Origin of the sequence: Cronobacter sp. HA18003 (assembly GCF_011605905.1) — a bacterium.
Taxonomy (GTDB): domain Bacteria; phylum Pseudomonadota; class Gammaproteobacteria; order Enterobacterales; family Enterobacteriaceae; genus Cronobacter; species Cronobacter sakazakii.
In genome coordinates this window covers 1,911,655-1,932,923 of record NZ_JAANQO010000011.1, presented here as the reverse complement: position 1 = coordinate 1,932,923, position 21,269 = coordinate 1,911,655, and the positions used below count along the sequence as shown (strand labels likewise).

Here is a 21,269-nt window from a genome sequence, read left to right as displayed (position 1 = left end):
AGGCGGAATTTTGCAAAGGACTGATTTATGAGCGGATATTTATACTGGGGTAAGTCACGAAAGGGCGAAAACCATCGGGGCGATGAATACCACCTGCTGCAATGGCATTCCCTTGATGTAGCTGCATGCGGATACGTGATGGTGATGGAAAACTACTTTAACGCCGCATCTCTCTTTGCGACGCTCGGGATAGACGATCGCGAAACGGCGGCCACGTTTTTCGCCTGGCTGCTCTGCTGGCATGATATTGGCAAATTTGCGCGTCTGTTTCAGCAACAATACCGCTGCGACGCGCTGGCGTGCGGCCAGCGCGATGTTAACGACAGCCGCCATCACCATACCGTCACCGGCACGTGGCTGTGGCAAAACCATCTTGGTGATTGCGTGGCGCAGGGCATGACAGGCCCGCTGTCGGCGCGTGAGCGTAAACGCGTGCTGGACCGCTGGATGCCTGCGGTGCTCGGCCATCACGGCAAGCCCGTCTCCTGTGAAAACTGCCATAACGATTTCCTGCCGGAAGATATCGCTGCCGCCAGAGCGTTTGCGGGCGCGGTGAATGCACTCTTCCCGGCGGTTGCGCTGCCGACGCAGTGGAAAGACGATAGCTGGCGGGAGGCGTTCCCGGAGAAAAGCTGGCTGGTCTCCGCGCTCACGGTACTGGCGGACTGGACAGGCTCCGCGAATCTGTACTTCCCCTGGGTGGCGCAGGCGATGCCGTTTGAAGATTACTGGGCGCGCGCTGTTGCACAGGCGCAACGGGCGCTGCGCCTGTTGCCGCCAGCAAGCGACGTCGCGCCCTTTACCGGCATCGAAACGCTTTTTCCTTTTATCACCAGGCCTACGCCGCTTCAGCAAAACGCGCTGGAGATGGATATTCACGCGAAAGGCCCGCATCTCATCATTCTTGAAGATGTCACCGGGGCCGGAAAAACGGAGGCGGCGCTGGTGCTGGCGCATCGCCTGATGGCGGCGGGGCAGGCGCGCGGGCTCTATATCGGCCTGCCGACGATGGCGACGGCGAACGCCATGTATGCGCGGATGTCGCAGGCCTGGCTGCGGCTGTATCGTGAAGGCAGTCATCCGAGCCTCGTGTTGGCGCACAGCGCGCGCAAACTCTCTGCGGGATTTAACGCCTCCATCTGGGTACATGAATTACTGCCGAACGACTCCGGCGATGAGGCCGCCGCGTATGAAGGCTGTGCCGCCTGGTTTGCGCAGTCGCCTAAAAAGGCACTGCTCGCTGAAACCGGCGTCGGCACGCTCGACCAGGCGATGATGGCGGTCATGGCGTTTAAGCACCAGAATCTGCACCTGCTGGGCCTGAACGACAAAGTGCTTATTGCCGATGAAATCCACTCTTACGATGCGTATATGTCGCATGTGGTGGAAAAGCTTGTCGAGACGCGTGCCCGCTACGGCAACGCCACGATTTTGCTTTCCGCCACGCTTTCGCAGGCCCAGCGCGACCGCCTAATCGCCGCTTTTTATAAAGGGCTTAATACCACGCGTGAATCGCCGCGCCTCGGGCCTGACGACTACCCGTGGATAACGCATCTCCACGCGCAGGGCATTGACGGGCAGCGCGTCGCCACGCGTGCGCAGGTGCAGCGGCGCGTCGGCATCGGCTGGATGGAAGATGACGCCGCGTGCTTTGATAAGATCGAGACGGTAGCGCGCGAGGGCGGCTGTATCGGCTGGATACGAAATTCCGTCGACGATGCGGTGAACAGCTACCGGGAATTAATTCGCCGGGGGAATATCCCGGAAGAGAATATTATTTTATTTCATAGCCGTTTCGCGTTTATCGACCGTAATGATAAGGAACAAAAAACGCTGGAATGGTTCGGAAAACAAAATACGATTAATCGAAGCGGTAAGGTGATTATATCTACTCAAGTAATAGAACAATCCATCGATATCGATCTGGATTATTTAATTAGCGATCTCGCGCCGGTCGATTTATTAATTCAGCGCGCCGGACGTTTGCAGCGGCATAGTCGTGATAAACAGGGGCAGCTTAAATTAACCGGCGCAGATGAACGCCCCGCGCCACGTCTGGATATTCTGGCGCCGCGTTGGGAGGCGCAGCCGGATGAGAAATGGCTGACCTCCGCCATGCGCAATACCAGTTACGTTTATCCGGCGCATTCGCGGCTCTGGCTGACCCAGCGGATATTGCGCGAGCAGGGTGAAATAAAGATGCCGGAAGCGGCGCGCCTGTTAATTGAAGCCGTATATGGCGAAGACGTTGAGGTGCCGGAAGGCATGAAACGTTCTGAAGAGAAGGCGCTGGCCGACTATTACTGCCAGCGCGCCATTGCGAGTAAGTATGAAATTTCCCTCGACGTTGGCTACAGCGTTGAGAGCGCGGAGCTATGGGGGCCGGACGTCTCGACCCGTATTGGAGATATGACCATAAGCGTATCGCTCGCACGGGAGACATCGCAAGGCATAACGCCCTACGCGCAGGGCGATAACGCCTGGGAGATGAGCGCGCTGCGCGTGCGCAAAAGCTGGTGGGACAAGCACCGCGGCGAGTTCACGCTGCTTTGCGGCGAGGCGCTCTCTCAGTGGTGCAGCGCGCAGCGTAAACCAGAGGCGGTGGTGATTCTGCTGCCGGGCGGCTATTCAGCCAAAGAGGGGCTTATCGGCGAGGCGTAGCTTAGTCAATCCCGGGGCACTTGCCCTGGGATTTTATCCCCGCGAAAGCGGGGAACGGTTAAACACCAGGAGAAAAAATACACCGGTTTATCCCGGTTAATATCGACGGGAACGAAATAAGGGTAATAGCTAAGAAATAAAATAAAAGGTGTAGTTTTTATTTTGATGTTTTTTTTAGCGCTATGTCACTTTTTATTTGAATCTTCAGGCGTATTTTTCAATGAGTTCGATCGAGGTGATTGAATTATTTTTGATATGAATTAATTGTCTTAATTAATTTCTGCCATCCATTGTTTAAACCTTTAAAGGACGCATGCCTGCGGGATATCTGTCAGGCAAGGGAGGGATATGTTTTGAGTTCATTAATCACCACAAAATGGCTCCCCGTTATTTACCGCGACGGCACCCGTGGGAAAATCGCGCCGCTGGATCTGGCCGATGAAAACATTCTGGACCTGATTTTGCCGCGTCCGGATTTTCAGGGCGCGGCCTGGCAGTTTCTGCTCGGTCTGCTGCAAACGGCGCTGGCCCCGAAAGACGCCGAAAGCTGGGAGGATATCTGGGAAGACGGCTTAACGGCGGAGGCTATCCGCAACGCCCTGGCGCCGCTGGAGAAACTCTTTGAATTTGGCCCGGATACGCCCTCGTTTATGCAGGATTTCGAGCCGCTCGACGGTGAAAGCGTCGCGCTGGCGCTGCTGCTGCCGGAAACGCCTGGGGCCCAGACACTAAAGCTCAATAAAGATCATTTTATTAAGCGCGGCACCACTGAAAAATTCTGCCCGCACTGTGCGGCGCTGGCGCTCTTTTCGCTCCAGCTAAATGCGCCATCAGGTGGGAAGGGTTACCGCACCGGGCTGCGCGGCGGTGGGCCAATGACCACGCTGCTGGAACTGCATCGCTATCAGGGCGAGCGCCCGGCGCTGTGGCGCAGGCTGTGGCTTAACGTATTGCCGCAGCGCGAGGGGCGTCTCCCGCGCCCGGCCAGCTACGACGCCCACGTCTTCCCGTGGCTCGCGCCGACCCGCACCAGTGAAAAAGCGAGCGATATCATTACGCCGGAGCAGGCCGATGCGCTGCAGGCGTACTGGGGCATGCCTCGGCGCATTCGCGTGGATTTCTCCACTACACAGCCGGGCACCTGCGATCTCTGCGGCGAGCCGGGCGACGCGCTGCTGACGTCCATGACCGTCAAAAACTACGGCGTCAACTATGTGGGCTGGATGCACCCTTTAACCCCTCACCGCATCCCTAAAAAAGAAGGCGGGGAGATGTTCTCCGTGAAAGGGCAGCCGGGCGGCCTGCTGTGGCGCGACTGGCTGGGGCTGATGATGGAAAGCGAAAACGACAACAACCGGGAGCAGCCTGCCCGTATTGTCAAAATCCGCCAGCAAAAACCGTTGCCCGGCGCGGAAACCGGGCTCTGGTGCTTTGGCTACGACTTCGACAACATGAAGGCCCGCTGCTGGTATGAGCATCATCTGCCCTTCCTGCAACTTCCCGAATCGCAACAGCCGTTTATCCGCCAGACCCTGAGCGACGCCGCGCGGGTCGCCAACCTGATGCTCAGCAAGTTACGCAGCGCGCTGAAAGAGGCCTGGTTCGGCGAAGGCGCGACCGTGCGCGGCGATTTCAGCTTTATCGATATCGACTTCTGGCAGCAGACGCAGCCGCGGTTCCTGGAGCTGGTCGAGGCGGTCAAGGCCGATACTACCGGCGACAACCGTTCGCTGCTCAGCGCCTGGAATAGCGATATCTGGCGGTATACGCGCCGCTATTTTGACGACCACGCCCTGACTAACCCGCAGGAGCGCACGGAATTCGCAGACATCATGAAAGCCCGCAAAAAGTTTTTCACGCAGGCGAAGGCGAAGCCTGCCGCGAAAGGCGCGCGGGCGAAAAAACCGCAGGAGGCAAACTAAGTGAGCATCTTATCGCAGGCGCACCGTGAGTCTTTACTCAAATGGCATGCGCTACTCAATGAACAACAGGGACGGCGGTTGCGCGCCAGCCTGCGTCGCAGCCATACGCTGAACGAGGTGTGGCTCAGCGAAGGGTTTCGGTCACTGGCGGCGCGCGTGCCGACGCGCTCGAACATTGAGGGGCACGAATGGCGCTTCTGTGCGCTCGGCATCGTCGCGGCGCTGGCCGCCCATATCAAAACGGTAGATACGCGCGCCTCTTTTGCCGAACAGCTCGGCCACAAAGAGGGCAATCATGCGGTGATGTCCGAACTGCGCTTCCGGCGGCTCAGCCAGGCGCGCACGCAGGAGGAGCTGTTCCGCCAGTTGCGCCGCGCGGTGCAGTTGCTGCGAGGTGTGGTCAATCTGCCGGATTTAGCGGAGGGCGTTTTCCGCTGGTGCAAAGAAGAAAACGAACGCGAGTGCCGCGCGGCGCACAGGCGTGCCCCGACCGATTACATCCGCGTGCGCTGGGCGCTGGATTATTACATGGCGGGCAACCCCACAGACGCTCCGGACGCAGAAAACACCGATTTACCGGCTGATTCGGCCACCACTCAGGAATAAGGAACATTCACATGACAACGTTTATTCAGCTTCATCTGTTAACCGCTTACCCGGCTGCTAACCTGAACCGCGACGACACCGGCGCGCCGAAAACCGTCACCATCGGCGGCGCGTCGCGCCTGCGTGTCTCTTCGCAAAGCCTCAAGCGCGCCTGGCGCACCTCTGAACTCTTTGAGGCGGCGCTCGGCGGGTATACCGGCACCCGCACTGCGCGCATCGGCCGCGAGGCGGCGGAGATCATGCTGGCGGGCGGCGTCGCGCAGGCCAAAGCCATTGAGTGGGGCGGCGCAATTGCCGCCTGCTTCGGCAAAGTGAAAAGCGAAAAAGATAAAAACAGGCTGGAGAAAGATCCGCTGATCAACACCGAAACCGAGCAGCTCGCCCATGTCAGCCCGAAGGAAAGAGAAAGTGTGCATGTGCTGGCCCGTACGCTCGCAGTGGAGAAACGCGCGCCGACGGTAGATGAACTCAATTTCCTGCGCAAAGACGCGATGGCGGTGGATATCGCGCTGTTTGGCCGTATGCTCGCGTCCACGCCGGAGCATAATATCGAAGCCGCCTGTCAGGTTGCTCACGCGTTCGGCGTCGGTGAAACCCTGATGGAAGAAGATTTCTTCACGGCGGTGGACGATCTGCGCCAGGCCGCGGCGGAAGACGCCGGCGCCGGACATATTGGCGAGCTGGGTTTCGGCTCGGCGCTTTTTTACACCTATCTGTGCATCGACCGCGATCGCCTGCTGGAAAACCTCAACGGCGACGAACAGCTTATGGCGAAAACGCTGCGGGCGCTGGGCGAATGTACGCTGAAAATCTCCCCCACCGGCAAACAGAATAGTTTCGCCTCGCGCGCGTACGCCAGCTGGGCGCTCGCCGAAAAAAGCACGGAGCAGCCGCGCTCGCTGGCCGCCGCGTTCTGGGAGCCAGTGACCGGTCACGATCAGCTTGACGAGGCGGTGCGCCGCATCATCACACTTCGCAACAACATGAATAACGTCTATGGCGGCGGCGCGACGCCGTGCGCAGTGCTGTATGGCGATAAAGGGGAAGGTTCCGTCGCGCAACTGCTGGATTTTATCAGCGCATAAGGGGCGACGATGAACCGCTATCTTATTTTTCAGCTTCAGGGGCCGATGGCCTCCTGGGGAGAGATTGCCGTCGGCGAGGTGCGCCATACGCGCGCGCTGCCGGGGCGCTCGGCGCTGCTCGGGCTGCTTGCCGCCGCGCTCGGCATCCGGCGTGACGACGAGGCGGCGTTAAACGCGCTGAATCAGCATTATCAGTTTATCGTCTGCGCCGGAAAATCAAGCGCCTGGGCGCGTGACTACCACACGGTGCAGGTGCCACGCGAAGCCCGTAAAGTGCGCTATTTCACCCGTAAAGATGAACTGCGCGACGCGCAGATGCTCGAAACGACGCTTTCGCGCCGCGATTATTACGCCGATGGCTACTGGCTCGTCGCCGTCGCGGCGACGCCCGGCGCGCCTTATACGCTTGAGGCCTTACAGACGGCACTGCGCGCGCCGGTTTTTCCGTTATACCTCGGACGTAAAAGCCATCCGCTCGGGCTGCCGCTCTGGCCGCATCTGTGCGAAGGCGAGGCCGCCTCGCTGCTGCGCGAAGCACAGGCGCGCTACGGCGCGGCATTAAGCGAGCTTAACCCGGCGCTGAGCGCGCTCGCGCAGTTTCATCCGCACCTCTGGTGGGAGGGCGAGCACGACGGCCTCACGGCGGATGAAATTCAGATCTGGCGTGACCAGCCGCTCAGCCGCCGACGCTGGGATTTCGACATCCGGACGGTGCAGCAAGGACGACTGACGCAGGAGGCGACATGTATCTCTCAAAAATAACGCTCCCCACCGCCAGGCTCACGCCGGAGCGGCTGATGGAGATGATGGCGCGCGGCGAATATGTCATGCACCAGTGGTTGTGGGAGCTGTTTCCGGGCGTGGCGCAGCGGCAGTACCTCTACCGGCGCGAGACGCTGCAAAACGGTTTCTGCTTTTATCTGCTTTCAGCAAGCGCGCCCGAGCGCACGCACCCGCTATTTGAGATTCAGACGCGCCCGTTCGCGCCAGCGCCTGATGAAGGCACCGCGCTGCGTTTTTCGCTGCGGGCTAATCCGGTCGTCACCCGCAACGGTAAAAGGCACGACGTGCTGATGAACGCGAAACGCGAATGGCAGCTTAATCAGAAGCAGGGCGCGCTCTGGACGATGCAGGAGCAGGCGGCGCTGGCGTGGCTCGACGCGCAGGGCGAGAAAGGCGGCTTTCGTCTCTCGCAGGCGTGCGTGGCGGCATACCGTCAACAGCAGGTCGTGAAGAAACGCGGCGAGTTGATCCAGTTCAGCACGGTCGATTATGAAGGCGCGCTTATCGTGACCGATCCGGCGCGGTTTATCGCCCGGCTTCACGAAGGCATTGGCAAATGTCGCGCTTTCGGCTGCGGACTGATGCTTATCAAGCCGGGCGACGGGGTATGAGCTTTGTTCCCCTCAACCCGATTCCGCTTAACGATCGCACCTCGATGATTTTCCTCCAGTACGGTCATCTCGACGTACTGGATGGCGCGTTCGTGCTGGTGGATAAAACCGGCGTGCGCACGCATGTGCCGGTGGGGGCTATCGCCTGCATTATGCTGGAGCCGGGCACGCGGGTGTCTCATGCCGCGATCAGGCTGGCTTCGCAGGTCGGTACGCTGCTGGTATGGGTGGGCGAAGCGGGCGTGCGTCTTTATGCTTCCGGCCAGCCGGGCGGCGCGCGGGCTGACAAGCTGCTGTACCAAGCGAAGCTCGCGCTCGACGAGACGCTGCGCCTGAAGGTGGTACGCAAAATGTATGAGCTGCGTTTTGGCGAGCCGCCGCCAGCGCGCCGATCGGTCGAACAGCTGCGCGGGATCGAAGGCGCGCGCGTGCGCCAGACCTACGCACTGCTGGCGAAACGCTACGGCGTGAAGTGGAACGGGCGCAGATACGATCCGAAAGACTGGGAAAAGGGCGATGTAGTGAACCAGTGCATCAGCGCGGCGACTTCCTGTTTATACGGCATCAGCGAGGCGGCGATACTGGCGGCGGGTTACGCGCCCGCCATCGGTTTTATCCACAGCGGCAAGCCGCTTTCGTTTGTTTACGACATCGCGGACATCATTAAATTTGACGCCGTGGTGCCGAAAGCATTCGAGATAGCGGCCCGTCACCCGGAACAGCCGGATCGCGACGTGCGTCTGGCGTGCCGGGATATTTTTCGTAGCGAAAAGCTGACCGGCAAGCTTATCCCGCTGATTGAAACCGTGCTCGCCGCCGGTGAAATCGAACCGCCGCAGCCCGCGGCGGACATGCTGCCGCCCGCGATACCGCAAGCCGATTCGCTGGCGGAAGCCGGTTTCAGGAGCCGCTGATGAGCATGCTGGTCGTCGTGACGGAAAACGTCCCGCCCCGGCTTCGCGGACGGCTCGCCATCTGGCTGCTGGAGCTGCGCGCCGGGGTTTACGTGGGCGACGTATCGCGTCGGGTGCGTGAGATGATCAGGCATCAGATAAATGAGTTAGCGGAGGAGGGCAATGTGGTGATAGCCTGGGCCACCAATAATGAATCCGGCTTCGATTTCCAGACGTTCGGCGTTAACCGTCGTATCCCGGTGGATTTAGACGGCCTGCGCCTTGTCTCGTTTTTACCGCTTGAAAATCAGTAGGTTATTCGCTCTTTAACAATGCGAGATTGTGAACCAAACGTTGGTAGGATGTTGTTGCACGAAAAAGTGTAATAGATACAAGTATATAGTTTTAGAGTGTTCCCCGCGCGAGCGGGGATAAACCGCGCCACTAACGCCGTTTTGGCATCCGGTGCAAGTGTTCCCCGCGCGAGCGGGGATAAACCGTTTATCGTTCGGGCGGTAGATCCCTGCGTTTGGTGTTCCCCGCGCGAGCGGGGATAAACCGCCCCTTCTGCACGGCAACGACAGGAATCACGCGTGTTCCCCGCGCGAGCGGGGATAAACCGCGCGTCGGTATCACTGTCGATACCGAGTTTGGGTGTTCCCCGCGCGAGCGGGGATAAACCGGTCGCGCAAAGCGCCATGCGGCCTGCGCCCGGGTGTTCCCCGCGCGAGCGGGGATAAACCGCCCGCAGCAGACAGAGCCTTTGTCACCGCATCGTATTCCCCGCGCGAGCGGGGATAAACCGCCTACCGACTCCGAGAGAACGCGTACACAACCGTATTCCCCGCGCGAGCGGGGATAAACCGGAAAATGTGTTTAACGCAGTGAAAATGATGGAGTATTCCCCGCGCGAGCGGGGATAAACCGGGATTGCACGGGCAGTACTAATTACGTTGGAAGTATTCCCCGCGCGAGCGGGGATAAACCGCGCAGCGTGTTATCACCAACAGAGGTGTTTCTGTGTTCCCCGCGCGAGCGGGGATAAACCGCGGCACCACCTTGACGCAGCTGGGCTGCGAACGTGTTCCCCGCGCGAGCGGGGATAAACCGCGGCAGAGGGAGGGGTTTTCGGTGATATTTCTGTGTTCCCCGCGCGAGCGGGGATAAACCGATCACTTTCGCTTTACACGTGGTGACGATCCGGAGTTCCCCGCGCGAGCGGGGATAAACCGCGGTGCCTGAGCAACTCGATCGCAATATTATCGTGTTCCCCGCGCGAGCGGGGATAAACCGTTTATTTCGTGCCAGGTAGCGTGTGTGAACTCGTGTTCCCCGCGCGAGCGGGGATAAACCGTATGGCGCTGGCGGTTCCCGGTGCAAACGCCTGTGTTCCCCGCGTGAGCGGGGATAAACCGACTACGGGTCGGACGTTGTCGTTACTTACCCCGTGTTCCCCGCGTGAGCGGGGATAAACCGAAGGGTGGCGAACGTGCGTGAAGGGATTTCGAGTGTTTCCCGCGCGAGCGGGGATAAACCGGTTCTTTAACGCTCTGGTGACGCTTACCGTATGTGTTCCCCGCGCGAGCGGGGATAAACCGATTACAACCAGATCCCCGGCACTACGCAGACAGTGTTCCCCGCGCGAGCGGGGATAAACCGCCAGTTTCTCAACGTCCAGGCACGTGTGACGCCTGTTCCCCGCGCGAGCGGGGATAAACCGGATAACCGTAGCCAACAGGCCGTAGAAGAGGAGTGTTCCCCGCGCGAGCGGGGATAAACCGCTATTAACGATCCCGACGTTCGCGGCGTGCTGGTGTTCCCCGCGCGAGCGGGGATAAACCGTGGACGGGGGTTAAGCGCGGAACAGCTGAATTGTGTTCCCCGCGCGAGCGGGGATAAACCGATCCCTCGCGGCGTTTTAAACTTGAGCAGCTCGTGTTCCCCGCGCGAGCGGGGATAAACCGGGAAGTAAACCATGCCCTACGCCACACCAGACGTGTTCCCCGCGAGAGCGGGGATAAACCGACGGCGACGCTTGTCAGCCCGCCCGAAGGCGTGTGTTCCCCGCGCGAGCGGAGATAAACCGCGACGTTTTTACCTACACCGTGCAAATACTGGCGTGTTCCCCGCGCGAGCGGGGATAAACCGCCGCCTGCGTCCTGACCGGCCTGTAGGCTTTTGTGTTCCCCGTACGAGCGGGGATAAACCGCGGTGATGCACCTCGCCGCGATAGATGATCAAGTGTTCCCGGCGCGAGCGGGGATAAACCGACGTAACCGGTTTTCGACACGGTGATCGGGGAGTATTCCCCGCGCGCGAATAACTCCTGACCGCCGGGCTCACCCAGCCTTTAAACTTTACAGGCATTATTGAACATGAATAAAACCATTTGCACCTTACTTATTACTGCCGCGTTGTGTAGTACTACCGCTGTTGCCAGTGATGAAACGCTTGAACAAAAACCGCAGCAGGCCGCACTTAATTTTAATCGCTGGTATATAAGCGGCTTTCAGAATACTCATCAGGATCTTCTTGATAGCAAGCAGATTAGACATTACGTGACAAAAACAACGCTGGAGAAATTGCGGCGAGCCAGACCGAATGAAAATGAATTTTATGATGCGGACTTTTTCATCAAGGCTCAGGACATTCTGCCGGACTGGACTTCTCATATCGTCATTACGGATGTCGAGTATGACCCGGTTTGTACGCAGGTGTATGTGTCGTTTGGTCAAAACCCGGCACATGGGGTGATCGATTGTATGGTGAAGGAAGCGGGAATATGGAAGGTTCAGTCCGTTGCACGCGTGCCAGTGGCAAAAGGGAAACCCTGAAAAGGAAATCGAGTCGTTGAGTAGAGTCCTTGCGCCCGGTGGGTGCGCTTCGCTTACCCACCCTACATCTATTGATTGCAAGGCCAGGTGGGTGCGCTTCGCTTACCCACCCTACATCTATTGATTGCAAGGCCAGGTGGGTGCGCTTCGCTTACCCACCCTACATCTATTGATTGCAAGGCCAGGTGGGTGCGCTTCGCTTACCCACCCTACATATAAACTGGCGCGCCAGCGCTTATCCGACACACAAACTTTTCCCGCGCCTGCTCGCGATTGCGCAATAAACCGGCATACGGCGCGCGTTGGGTTGCAATCGCCGGGGGCAACAGACATAATGCGCCCTGCGCGTTTAACGACGCTCTCAATGGGGGCCCTGTTGGTTCTCCCGCAACGCTACTCTGTTTACCAGGTCAGGTCCGGAAGGAAGCAGCCAAGGCAGATGACGTGTGTGCCGGGATGTAGCTGGCAGGGCCCCCACCCATTTCAGGCTCTCCACCGCGATAACCTACTTCTACTGTGCTGCTTTTAAGCATCCGCTTCTGCGTTTTCCCGTTCTTCCCACAGCTATTTATTTCCGCGTTGCAAACCGCTTTATTTTATTCTGTCGTTTAAATTTAATTATATTGTCATATATTTGTCATCTTATTGTCATAATCGCTGAACCGATATCTCATTTTTAAAACGTCTTTTTATAAGTAAGAGCTTAATGCTGGATCTTAATAATCAATTAAGGTATTAAATAGCTCTCATCTGAAAGGAAAGGAATTTTCTATGACTGCTGCGGTGCTTAACGTAAAAATAGATACCGATCTTAAAGAAAAGCTTCGTCAGTATGCTGAGCAGCACGGTGAAACGCTCAGCGCCGCCACAGAAAAGCTGTTGCAAAAGGCGCTGGTGCTGGGCGAGGAAGACGACGTGGTGAACAGCGAAGAGATCGACAGCCAGCACACCGAAGAAGATGTATCCCCACTTTCTGTAAAAGAAATCAAAGCGCTACGTAAACTGCTGAAGAAAAGAAAATGAAAGACGCGTCTTTATCCACTACGGCTGCAACCTACCGGGAAGCCTGTGAGCTGTTGCGTTCAGGCTATGTCAAACACGTCCGTCTGGGCTGGGATGTCGGCAGCGATGAGTTTTTTCGCATTGCGTCCGACTGGTGCGATGCAGGTGCAAAAATAAAAAAAGAGGGCGATGCGTTTGTCATTTCCCTGAAAGGTTTTCCGGTTCCCCGCCAGCATTAATTCCCTCCTGCTACACGCGTCATGAATATATCATCTGCGTGACACGGCGCTGTTACAAAGCGCCGTCATTATCCTCGCATAATAAAATGATACGCCTCACCATCTCAAATTATGTGCAGTCATGGATGACCGTTTTTTTATGGCGGGCCGGAAGGCTCGTCGTCTGTTTTTCTTGCCATTATTAAAACTCGATGCTTCTTTGTAACTTTTGCTTCAGGTTCACCTTAATGACAGAGGTGTGCAATGATACCTAAGTTATTGCTTGTGGCAGGCCATATCGCCAGCGTGGTTATCTCTCTCTGGTGCGCGTATGTAGTAGCGATTGTCGGTGTCTTTTTGCTGCGCATCACCTGGCCTGTTCTGAATATGTAATGTTCACACCAGCCCACGGGCAGTCGACGCGCGCGTCTCCATCAGCTGATGCCAGAGCGGCTGTAACCGGGCAAACGCCTCTTCCAGGCGTTCAGTCTCAAGCGTAAACGGCATTCGCAGAAAGCGCTCAAAGGCTCCCTCGACGCCAAACCGGTTGCCCGCGCCAAGATGAATGCCGAGCCCTTCGGCGCTGGCCGCGAAACGTGTCGCAAGCGGGCGCGGCAGCTCCACCCAGAACGATAATCCCCCTTGCGGCAAGCTCGTGCGCCACTGCGGAAAATAGCGCTGCATGGCGTCCAGACACGCATCGCGGCGCGCTTTTAACGCCGTGCGTCGCGGCGGCAGAAAATGCGGGGCATCCTCAATCAGCGTGGCGACGGCGAGCTGTTCCAGCAGCGGCGAGCCGAGATCGAGCGTATCGCGCATCTGGATCAGCGATGCGATAGTGCGTGTGCTGGCGCGTATCCAGCCAAGCCGCAGCCCACCCCAGAAACTCTTACCTGCCGAGCCGAGCGTAATGACCGTATCCTGGGCGTCAAACGCGGCGAGCGGCGGCGGCGGAGCCTCTTCATACCAGAGATCCACCATCGTTTCGTCGACGACCAGCGTTGTGCGGCTGGCGGTGGCCGCGGCGGCGATGCGCTCACGGGTGGCGGCGTCCATGCAGTAGCCGGTAGGGTTGTGGTAATCGGGAATGAGATACGCAAGGCGCGGCGACGTCTGGGCGAACGTGGCCGCCAGCCCGTCCGGATCCCAGCCTTGGCTTGCCAGCGCCACCGATACCGGACGGCATGATGCGCCACGAATGGCGGCGATGGCGAGCGGATAGGTTGGGTTATCGATAACCACCCGGTCGCCGGGGCCGGTCAACAGCCGCAGGACAAGCGCAAAACCGCTCACCGCGCCGTTCACCAGCATCACCTGATCGGGGCTGGTGGGCAGACCGCGCGCGCTATAGCGGGCGGCGAGAGTTTCACGCAGGCGCAGCAGCCCCTGCGGATCGTAGCCCGTATGGCCGAGATAATCCGGCAGTTGCGCCACGGCGCGCTGGCAAGCCGCTAACACCTCCTGGCCTGCGCTCAGCGCTGCGGTAGAGAGATCGAGCGCGCCGCCGCTGCCGGTGAGCGTTGGCACCGAGGCGCTGGCGGGCAGGGCGATTTCCGAGCCTGCGCCGTGGCGGCTTATCAGAAAACCTTCATCGCGCAGTAGCCCCAGCGCGCTGGCTATGGTCGTGCGGCTGACGCCCAGCGCGCCGGCCAGTTCACGCTCGCCCGGCAGACGGCTTGCGAGCGGCAGGCGACCATCCAGAATGATCAGGCGCAGCGCCTGCGCCAGCTGACGATAAACCGGCAGGCGGGAATGCGCCTGCTGCCAGTGGCCGAGCAGGCGCAACAGCGAGGCTGTGCCGGTACGACGATGATTCATAAGCAGTCCACTTTGTTGAAACTGGACCTTAATCTTACGTCCACTGGCCTTAAAGTAGTAGCCAGATGACGAATGAGGGAAAAAATATGTGGCGTCGTTTGGTGCAGTTGTATGTCGGGCTTTCGCTGTATGGCGTATCGACCGCAATGTTCGTCCGGGCCGATCTCGGTACCGATCCGTGGAACGTGTTTCACGTGGGGCTGGCGCGGCTGCTGTCGCTGAATCTCGGTGCGGTGATTATTGGCGTCGGCGCGCTGGTGTTGCTGTTGTGGGTGCCGCTGCGCCAGAAGCCGGGGCTTGGCACTATCAGTAACGTCATTATGATTGGGCTTGCGGCAGATGCGGCGCTGGCCGTGCTGCCTGCGCCGTCGTCGCTGGCGCTGCGTGGCGGGCTGCTCGTTGCCGCCGTGGTGCTGAATGCGCTGGCAACCGGCATGTATATCGGCGCGGGCTTTGGCGCAGGGCCGCGCGATGGTCTGATGACCGGCATTCACGCCCGTACCGGCTGGTCGGTGCGAAGTATTCGTACTGCGATTGAAATCACCGTTCTGCTGGCAGGCTGGGCCATGGGCGGCACGCCCGGAATTGGCACCGTGGTGTATGCGCTTGCCATCGGGCCGCTTATTCAGCTCTGCCTGCCGTGGTTTCTGGTGCGGCGCGTAAAACCTGCCGCACCGGCCGTGGCAGCCGCTGAAAAAGGATAGGTCATCTTTTTGCCGCGCTGCGTTATGCTGGGTGTTTTCGCCGATGAGGAATGGTCATGTCGAACCCTGCAGCCTTACACGCGCGGCCAGCGCTGCACTGGAGCAGCGAAGCGCTGGCCTCAATACTGTGCCGCTGTTTTGATGGCTATCTGGTGCCGTTTCAACTGGATGGCGCCGCGTTTGCGTACCGTTTCGCCGCGGAAAATGTCTGCCTGAACGCGAGTCGCGTCTGGCTTGCGGGTGAGCAGGTCGTCGCGCTGGCGCTCATCGCCCGGCGCGGCTGGCGCAGCCGTCTCGCGGCGTTCGCCATTCACCCTGACTGGCGCGGTAAAGGCGTGGGTAAAACGCTGATGATGCAGTTGCTGGATGAAGCCCACGAGCGCGGCGAAAAAAGCATGACGCTTGAGGTGATTGTCGGTAACGACGCCGGTCAGGCGCTGTATGAGCGTGTGGGGTTTACCTGCGAGAAAACGCTGGTAGGTTTTCAGGCCCACAGCCCGGCAGCGTTTGTGAATACGCAGGCGTTAATGCCCTGCGATCCGCATGACATCGCACAGCGTATGGCAGCGCAGGCGGAAGACCTGCCGTGGCTGATGGCTCCGGAAACGGCGCAGGCGCTGCCGGGCACGGGGTTTTCGCTGGATGATAAGGCGTTTGCCATTATTGCGACCGGTTTTGCTCAGCCGCAACTGCGCGCGTTGTGGGTTGCGCCGCAGGCGCGGCGTGAAGGGCGCGCCCGGCAGTTACTGTCGCTATTGCATGAGCGCTTTGCGGGCTTAATGACGCCCGTGGCGGTTGATCAGCGCCTGGCGCCGCTCTTTGAACAGAGCGGTTTTCGCATTCAGCCGGTGCGCCAGTATGAGATGCGGCATCGGCTTAACTGACGCCGTGCCGCCCGCACCAGGCGATAAACTCCCCGGCGGGCAGCGCCTTGCTGTAGAGCCAGCCCTGCGCGTACTGCACGCCGTGTTCCCGCAACCACAGCGCCTGGCTTTGATTTTCCACGCCTTCGGCCACCATCTCCAGCTTCAGCGTTTTCGCCATTTCAATAATGTGCGGCGTGACGGTTTTGTACTCCAGCGCATCGACAAACGATTTATCGATTTTCAGGATATCGACATCCAGATCTTCGAGATAACTCAGGCTGGAGTAGCCGGTGCCAAAGTCATCAATATAAATTTTGTGGCCCGCCGCGCGCAGGCGCGCGATGATTGGCCCGCTTAGCGCCGGGTCGGCGAAGCCGCGTTCGGTTATCTCCAGCGCGAGCTGATGCGGTGCGACGCCGTGTTGTGCCAGCGCCTGGCTGAACATATCGACAAACTGCGGATCGTGCAGATCGAACGCGGAAATATTGATGGAGATATGCTGTTGCGGATGCGTGCGCAGCCAGTCGCCAAGATCGTCCAGCACGTTATGGACAATGCGGCGCGTCAGCGGGCCGATAAGCCCGGTCTGCTCGGCAAGCGGGATAAAAATATCCGGCGTTAACATGCTGCCGTCAGGCTGCGGCCAGCGGATGAGCGCTTCAGCGCCGGTGGGCTGGCCATTGGACAGACGAATGATCGGCTGATAGTGCATCACCAGTTCATTATTGGCGATACCGTCCTGCAGGCGATAGCGCGGCGACTGCAAACGCCGCAACAGGCGCAGCAGCCAGAACGCTAATGCGAGGCTGATAAGGATACCCGCCGGGAGCCAGATAAGCTGGAGTTTACGGATTTCTGCCGTCTGCGGTGCCTGAGAGGCCCACGCCACCACGGCAATCCCGGAGCGCGGCTCGCGGTGAATCAGATAGATATTGCCCTGATACTCAATTTTCTGGGCACCGCTTTTACGCGCCATGTTCCAGACCGTTTTATCAAACGGGCCGCTACTCGCCAGCACGCGGTTGCGCGGCAGCCCAATGATGGCGGTGTTAATCGGCCAGGCGCTGAACGGAATTAAATCGATAAACGAGCTGGGATCGATAAGCACCATATGTGGCCCGTGAGCAACCATTACCATGGGTATCGACAATCCCACATCGTTTTGCGTGCTGAACCAGATCTGGTAATTTTCATCGTTAACCCATGTCGGCGTCGGCAGCGGTTTTGACGCGCTGCGCCCGACCAGCGAGGAGCAGACCGGCGTCATATCTTTTAAGTAAACCACTTCCTGAACATGGCGGAACACAAACGACGTGCGCCGCATCGCCTGTAAATGCGCCTCGCTGCACGGCTCGCCGGTAAAGCTGTTGATTTTGGCGAGCGCGGCTTTCGCCTGCTGCATGATGTCATTAGTACGGATAAGCGTGCGTTCGGTATAGGCGTCCAGCTCCACGACAAAATGCTGTTCGGCCTGATGACGGGCGAGCCAGAAACTAAACGCGACAGGCAGCAAAACGCTGAGTAACAGCACGCCTGTTACTATTTTTATCCGTCTTGTGATGGTCACGATTGCTGCCTGCCCTGAAGAAGAAATGAGTGCCGGAGTACTTCTAGCGTAGTGGGGGATAATGGCTTTTGCGACGGCACGGCGCATTGATTTTGCGTAGGGTTAGGGCAAAAAAAGTGTGTAAAGCGGGCGCAGCAATGACGGCTGCGCCGCGAGTATGGATTTTAGCGCCGGTGCGCGAGACGCCGCACCAGCCGGTCGCCGAGCGTCTGTACGCCCTGAACGAGCGCCACCAGAATCAGCACCGTGGCGGCCATCACTTCATTATTAAAACGCTGATAACCGTAGCGAATGGCGAGATCGCCAAGCCCGCCGCCGCCGATAACACCGGCCATAGAGGAAAAGCCTATCAGCATCACCACGGTAAGTGTCACGCCAGAAAGCAGCGCGGGCAGCGCCTCCGGCAGCAGCGCTTTGCTTATTACATGCCAGGCGTTGCCGCCCATAGCAATAATCGCCTCGGCGCGCCCGCGGTCCACTTCATCCAGCGCGTTTTCCACCACGCGCGCAAAGAACGGAAATGCGCCGATGGTAATCGGCACGACGGCAGCGGTGCTGCCAAGCGTTGTGCCGATAATAAGACGCGTCAGCGGGATTAACGCAATCAGCAGCACGATAAACGGCAGCGAACGCCCGACGTTAATCACGCTGCCCAGCACGCTGTTGAGCTGCGGTTGTGGCAGCACGCCGTCGCGGCGGGTGATAAACAACACCACGCCGACCGGCAGGCCGATAAGCACCGTAAAGAGCGCCGCCAGGCCGACCATGTAGAGCGTCTCCAGCGTGCCCTGCGCCAGCAGCGGCCAGAGATCTTCAAAACTCATGCCACTTCGCACCATATTCTCTCCTCCACGCCATGACGGCGTAAAAACGCCTGCCAGGCGGCGTTGTCGCGCACCAGCGTCTGACGCAGCACCGACCAGGGCGCGGTGAGTAAATCCGCGAGTCTCCCGCTCTCCACCAGACGCCCGTTCTCCAGCAACGCCGCGTGGTCGCAGATGGCTTTAACCACCTCAAGCTCATGCGTAATCAGCACGATGGTCAGCCCGAGCTGGCGATTGATATCGGCAAGCAGCGCAAGAATGGAGGCGGTGGTCTCCGGGTCGAGCGCGCTGGTGGCTTCATCGCACAGCAGCACGTCCGGGCGCGCGGCGAGCGCGCGGGCAATGCCGACGCGCTGTTTCTGCCCGCCGGAAAGGCGCGAAGGAAACGCGTCGGCTTTATCGGCAAGCCCGACTAACGCGAGCAGTTCCGCCACTCGTTCGCGCCGCGCCGCGCGCGGCACGCCCGCAATCTCCAGCGGTACTGCCACGTTGTCTGCCACCGTGCGCGCATGGAGCAGATTAAAATGCTGAAACACCATCGCGGTGCGCTGCCGGTGCTGGCGCAGCGCGCGGTCGTCGAGGCGGGTAATATCCACGCCGTTCATCAGGATGCGGCCCGACGTTGGCCGCTCCAGCAGGTTTAGACAGCGCAGCAGCGTGCTTTTGCCCGCGCCGCTGCGCCCCAGAATGCCGTACACGGCACCCTGTGGAATGGCGAGCGAGACATCGTCCAGCGCCGGGTGGCCCTCTCCGGCGTAAGTTTTGCTCAGCCCGTCAAGCGTTATCATGACTGCGGCACCGCGACCGGGATCACCGAGCCGTTGTAATGCTGGCGAATAAATTCCGCGACCTGCGGCGACTGTAAATCTTTCGCCAGCGCTTTGATGCGCGGATCGCCTGCCAGCGTGGGCGTGGTCACCAGGAGGTTGGCGTAAGGGTTATGATCGGCGCGCTCCAGCCCCAGCGCGTCTTTGGCGGGTGTCAGGCCCGCTTCCAGCGCGTAGTTGCCGTTGATCACCGCCAGATCCACATCGTCAAGCGAGCGCGGGATCTGCGGCGATTCAATTTCCAGGATCTTCAGTTTTTTCGGGTTATCGCGGATATCCTTCGGCGTGGCGAGACTGCTCGCCGGATCGTTAAAGCCCGCCTTGAGCGTAATTAGCCCCTGGTTTTGCAGCAGGAACAGCGCGCGGCTCAGGTTGGTGACGTTATTCGGCACCGCCACGGTTGCGCCCTCCGGCACGGCTTTGAAATCCTTATATTTATGCGAATAGATGCCGAGCGGCTCAACATGCACCGTGGCGGCGACCGCAAAGGTTTTGCCAAGCGCTTTTTCCTGATCCTTCAGGTAGGGCAGATGCTGAAAATAGTTGGCGTCAACGTCGCCATTCGCCAGCAGCTCGTTGGCGTTGACGCCGCTGGTGAGCTCCACGACGTTCAGGTCGAGCTTCGGATCGAGTTTTTTAATGTAGTTAAGAATTTCGGCGTGCGGCACCGGATCGGCGGCGACACGCAGCGGCTCGGCGGCCTGTAAGCCTGCGGAAATCAGCAGTGCCAGCCCGGCCAGCGTCATAGTGGCTTTCTTCATTTTGCTTTCCTTAGTAAGGGATCAGGCGATCAGTTCGTGGCTTTCGCGCAGCACGTCACGGTAGTAGCGCTCGGCGACATCAGGGTGTGAGCGCAGGCGGCCTTTTAAATAGTTCCAGCCGACATCACGCAAAAGCGGGTTGCGCGGATCGCTCTGCGGGCCATGCGCCTCGCGCGCCAGCTCCGGCGGCAGCGGATAGACCGGCACCACGCCGTCGAGCCGCGCGCCGAGGAAAAAGGCGATGGAGAGGCGTTCGTTATCCGCGGGCGGCGAGACGACGCGATGCACCGTGGCGCGCAGATAGCCGTTGGTGGCAAGCTCCAGCAGTTCGCCGATGTTCACCACAAAGCTGCCCGGCAGCGGGGCGGCGTCAATCCACTCGTCAGGCGCCACTTCCACCTGTAAGCCTTTCTGCTGATCCTGTAACAGAAAGCTTAAGAACCCGGAATCTTTATGCGCGCCGACGCCCTGGTCGCTGCCGGTGCGCTGCTGGCCGGGGTAGCGAATGAGCTTGATATGCTCGTTGGGTTGCTCGCCGTAGAGCGTGTCAAAGGCGTCGGGTGAGAGTTGCAGGGCTTCGGCGAACGCGCGCAGCAGTCGCAGCGCCATCTGCGCCATATCGCGCTGAAAGCGCAGCAGCGTTGGCCTGAGCGACGGCTGCGCGGCAGGCCAGAGGTTCGGCCCCTGCAAGCGACGCCACGAGGGCGCATTCGCTGAAAGCGCGAGCGCCGGGCGCTCGGCACCGATATCAAACTGCTCGCGCCAGTCCGGCTTGCCGCGCGTCAGTTCCGCCGCCGCGCGGTTATAGCCGCGAAAATGCGGAGAGTGGATCATCGCCACCTGCGCTTTTTCTTCTTCCGGCAGGGCAAAGAACTGGCGCGCCTCGCGCTGGACATCCTCCAGCAGACGGGTGTCGACGCCGTGGTTAACCACATAGAAAAAACCGATATCGCGCGCGGCGTAGCGCAGATGATCGAGAAACGCGGCGCGATCGGCCGGGCCTGCATTGAGTCTTGCGAGATCAAGAATTGGCAGGGTAGAGGGTAATGCTGTGCTCATGGGGCGCTCCGTTAGCAAAAGAAAATCACAGTCGGTTATCTGCAAACAGACAGGCACAACAACAGCGCTGGCGCATGGGAGTCTCCTTCATTTGTTGCCATACCGCCACACTGCCCGAAAGACGCCCGCGCGCCCAATATCGTTCTTTTCTGATTTATAACGTCATGGGGTAAAAAGGATTTCTGGCTGACGCATAAGTAATTATTTCAAAATGTTTCCATGAAAAAT

20 protein-coding genes, 1 other RNA gene and 1 CRISPR repeat array are annotated in these 21,269 nt (G+C 59.3%); of the genes, 15 read left to right on the top strand and 6 right to left on the bottom strand.

Translation table 11 applies throughout. From position 1 onward, the window contains the following. Nucleotides 1-27: 27 nt before the first annotated feature. The 13 genes from G6041_RS10285 to G6041_RS21570 all read left to right on the top strand — a co-directional run bounded on the left by G6041_RS10285 (nt 28) and on the right by G6041_RS21570 (nt 13,008). Entirely contained in the window at nt 28-2,661 is a 2,634-nt protein-coding gene (locus tag G6041_RS10285) for a CRISPR-associated helicase/endonuclease Cas3 (protein WP_012125472.1), read from the top strand. A gap of 353 nt (nt 2,662-3,014) precedes the next feature. Further along, a complete protein-coding gene (gene casA / locus G6041_RS10280) occupies nt 3,015-4,583 on the top strand; it encodes a type I-E CRISPR-associated protein Cse1/CasA (protein ID WP_041460589.1) in 1,569 nt (522 codons plus the stop codon). Further along, nucleotides 4,584-5,189: a type I-E CRISPR-associated protein Cse2/CasB gene (casB, locus tag G6041_RS10275; protein ID WP_012125470.1), complete on the top strand. Its 606-nt coding sequence runs from the start codon at nt 4,584-4,586 to the stop codon at nt 5,187-5,189. A gap of 11 nt (nt 5,190-5,200) precedes the next feature. Then, a complete protein-coding gene (cas7e, locus tag G6041_RS10270) occupies nt 5,201-6,274 on the top strand; it encodes a type I-E CRISPR-associated protein Cas7/Cse4/CasC (RefSeq protein ID WP_012125469.1) in 1,074 nt (357 codons plus the stop codon). 9 nt (nt 6,275-6,283) lie between these two features. After that, nucleotides 6,284-7,036: a type I-E CRISPR-associated protein Cas5/CasD gene (gene cas5e / locus G6041_RS10265; RefSeq protein ID WP_012125468.1), complete on the top strand. Its 753-nt coding sequence runs from the start codon at nt 6,284-6,286 to the stop codon at nt 7,034-7,036. Next, on the top strand, nt 7,018-7,668 hold the full coding sequence (gene cas6e, locus G6041_RS10260; protein WP_012125467.1) for a type I-E CRISPR-associated protein Cas6/Cse3/CasE: 651 nt from the start codon (nt 7,018-7,020) through the stop codon (nt 7,666-7,668). The genes cas5e and cas6e overlap by 19 nt, the downstream gene beginning before the upstream one ends. Beyond that, nucleotides 7,665-8,582 carry a type I-E CRISPR-associated endonuclease Cas1e gene (gene cas1e / locus G6041_RS10255; protein WP_007865291.1) on the top strand — a complete coding sequence of 306 codons (918 nt, stop codon included), beginning with the start codon at nt 7,665-7,667 and terminating at the stop codon, nt 8,580-8,582. The genes cas6e and cas1e overlap by 4 nt, the downstream gene beginning before the upstream one ends. Next, nucleotides 8,582-8,875 carry a type I-E CRISPR-associated endoribonuclease Cas2e gene (gene cas2e, locus G6041_RS10250; protein WP_012125466.1) on the top strand — a complete coding sequence of 98 codons (294 nt, stop codon included), beginning with the start codon at nt 8,582-8,584 and terminating at the stop codon, nt 8,873-8,875. The genes cas1e and cas2e overlap by 1 nt, the downstream gene beginning before the upstream one ends. Nucleotides 8,876-8,971: 96 nt before the next feature. Beyond that, nucleotides 8,972-10,831: a CRISPR direct-repeat array (repeat unit 29 nt; unit sequence GTGTTCCCCGCGCGAGCGGGGATAAACCG). A gap of 105 nt (nt 10,832-10,936) precedes the next feature. Continuing rightward, on the top strand, nt 10,937-11,395 hold the full coding sequence (locus G6041_RS10245) for a DUF3828 domain-containing protein (RefSeq protein WP_012125465.1): 459 nt from the start codon (nt 10,937-10,939) through the stop codon (nt 11,393-11,395). Nucleotides 11,396-11,769: 374 nt separating this feature from the next. Further along, nucleotides 11,770-11,866, top strand: an RNA gene (gene ffs / locus G6041_RS10240) — signal recognition particle sRNA small type. Nucleotides 11,867-12,166: 300 nt separating this feature from the next. Further along, nucleotides 12,167-12,418 carry a DUF6364 family protein gene (locus tag G6041_RS10235; RefSeq protein WP_004386923.1) on the top strand — a complete coding sequence of 84 codons (252 nt, stop codon included), beginning with the start codon at nt 12,167-12,169 and terminating at the stop codon, nt 12,416-12,418. Then, a complete protein-coding gene (locus G6041_RS10230; RefSeq protein ID WP_007781449.1) occupies nt 12,415-12,636 on the top strand; it encodes a hypothetical protein in 222 nt (73 codons plus the stop codon). The genes G6041_RS10235 and G6041_RS10230 overlap by 4 nt, the downstream gene beginning before the upstream one ends. 243 nt (nt 12,637-12,879) lie before the next feature. Beyond that, entirely contained in the window at nt 12,880-13,008 is a 129-nt protein-coding gene (locus G6041_RS21570; protein ID WP_007865308.1) for a hypothetical protein, read from the top strand. Between the two features lie 3 nt (nt 13,009-13,011). Here G6041_RS21570 and yczR read toward each other — a convergent pair whose 3' ends face one another. Beyond that, nucleotides 13,012-14,433, bottom strand: coding sequence for a MocR-like transcription factor YczR (yczR, locus tag G6041_RS10225; RefSeq protein WP_012125462.1), 1,422 nt, complete (start codon nt 14,431-14,433; stop codon nt 13,012-13,014). 86 nt (nt 14,434-14,519) lie between these two features. Between yczR and yczE the strand changes: the two genes are divergently transcribed. After that, entirely contained in the window at nt 14,520-15,137 is a 618-nt protein-coding gene (gene yczE, locus G6041_RS10220; RefSeq protein WP_014729420.1) for a membrane protein YczE, read from the top strand. 56 nt (nt 15,138-15,193) lie between these two features. Further along, nucleotides 15,194-16,021 (top strand): GNAT family N-acetyltransferase, encoded by an 828-nt coding sequence (locus G6041_RS10210; protein ID WP_041460588.1) that lies wholly within the window; start codon nt 15,194-15,196, stop codon nt 16,019-16,021. Here the strand turns inward: G6041_RS10210 and G6041_RS10205 are convergent. From G6041_RS10205 to G6041_RS10185, 5 genes are all read right to left on the bottom strand, one after another. Next, nucleotides 16,014-17,570 (bottom strand): EAL domain-containing protein, encoded by a 1,557-nt coding sequence (locus tag G6041_RS10205; protein ID WP_041460587.1) that lies wholly within the window; start codon nt 17,568-17,570, stop codon nt 16,014-16,016. The two genes, G6041_RS10210 and G6041_RS10205, sit on opposite strands and share 8 nt — an antisense overlap. Nucleotides 17,571-17,734: 164 nt before the next feature. Further along, nucleotides 17,735-18,394 (bottom strand): methionine ABC transporter permease, encoded by a 660-nt coding sequence (locus G6041_RS10200; protein WP_012125458.1) that lies wholly within the window; start codon nt 18,392-18,394, stop codon nt 17,735-17,737. After that, nucleotides 18,391-19,182 (bottom strand): methionine ABC transporter ATP-binding protein, encoded by a 792-nt coding sequence (locus tag G6041_RS10195; RefSeq protein ID WP_012125457.1) that lies wholly within the window; start codon nt 19,180-19,182, stop codon nt 18,391-18,393. Before G6041_RS10195 ends, G6041_RS10200 begins: the two co-directional genes overlap by 4 nt. Next, nucleotides 19,179-19,982, bottom strand: coding sequence for a MetQ/NlpA family ABC transporter substrate-binding protein (locus G6041_RS10190; RefSeq protein WP_012125456.1), 804 nt, complete (start codon nt 19,980-19,982; stop codon nt 19,179-19,181). The genes G6041_RS10195 and G6041_RS10190 overlap by 4 nt, the downstream gene beginning before the upstream one ends. Nucleotides 19,983-20,003: 21 nt before the next feature. Beyond that, a complete protein-coding gene (locus G6041_RS10185; RefSeq protein WP_012125455.1) occupies nt 20,004-21,041 on the bottom strand; it encodes an isopenicillin N synthase family dioxygenase in 1,038 nt (345 codons plus the stop codon). Nucleotides 21,042-21,269: the final 228 nt, after the last annotated feature.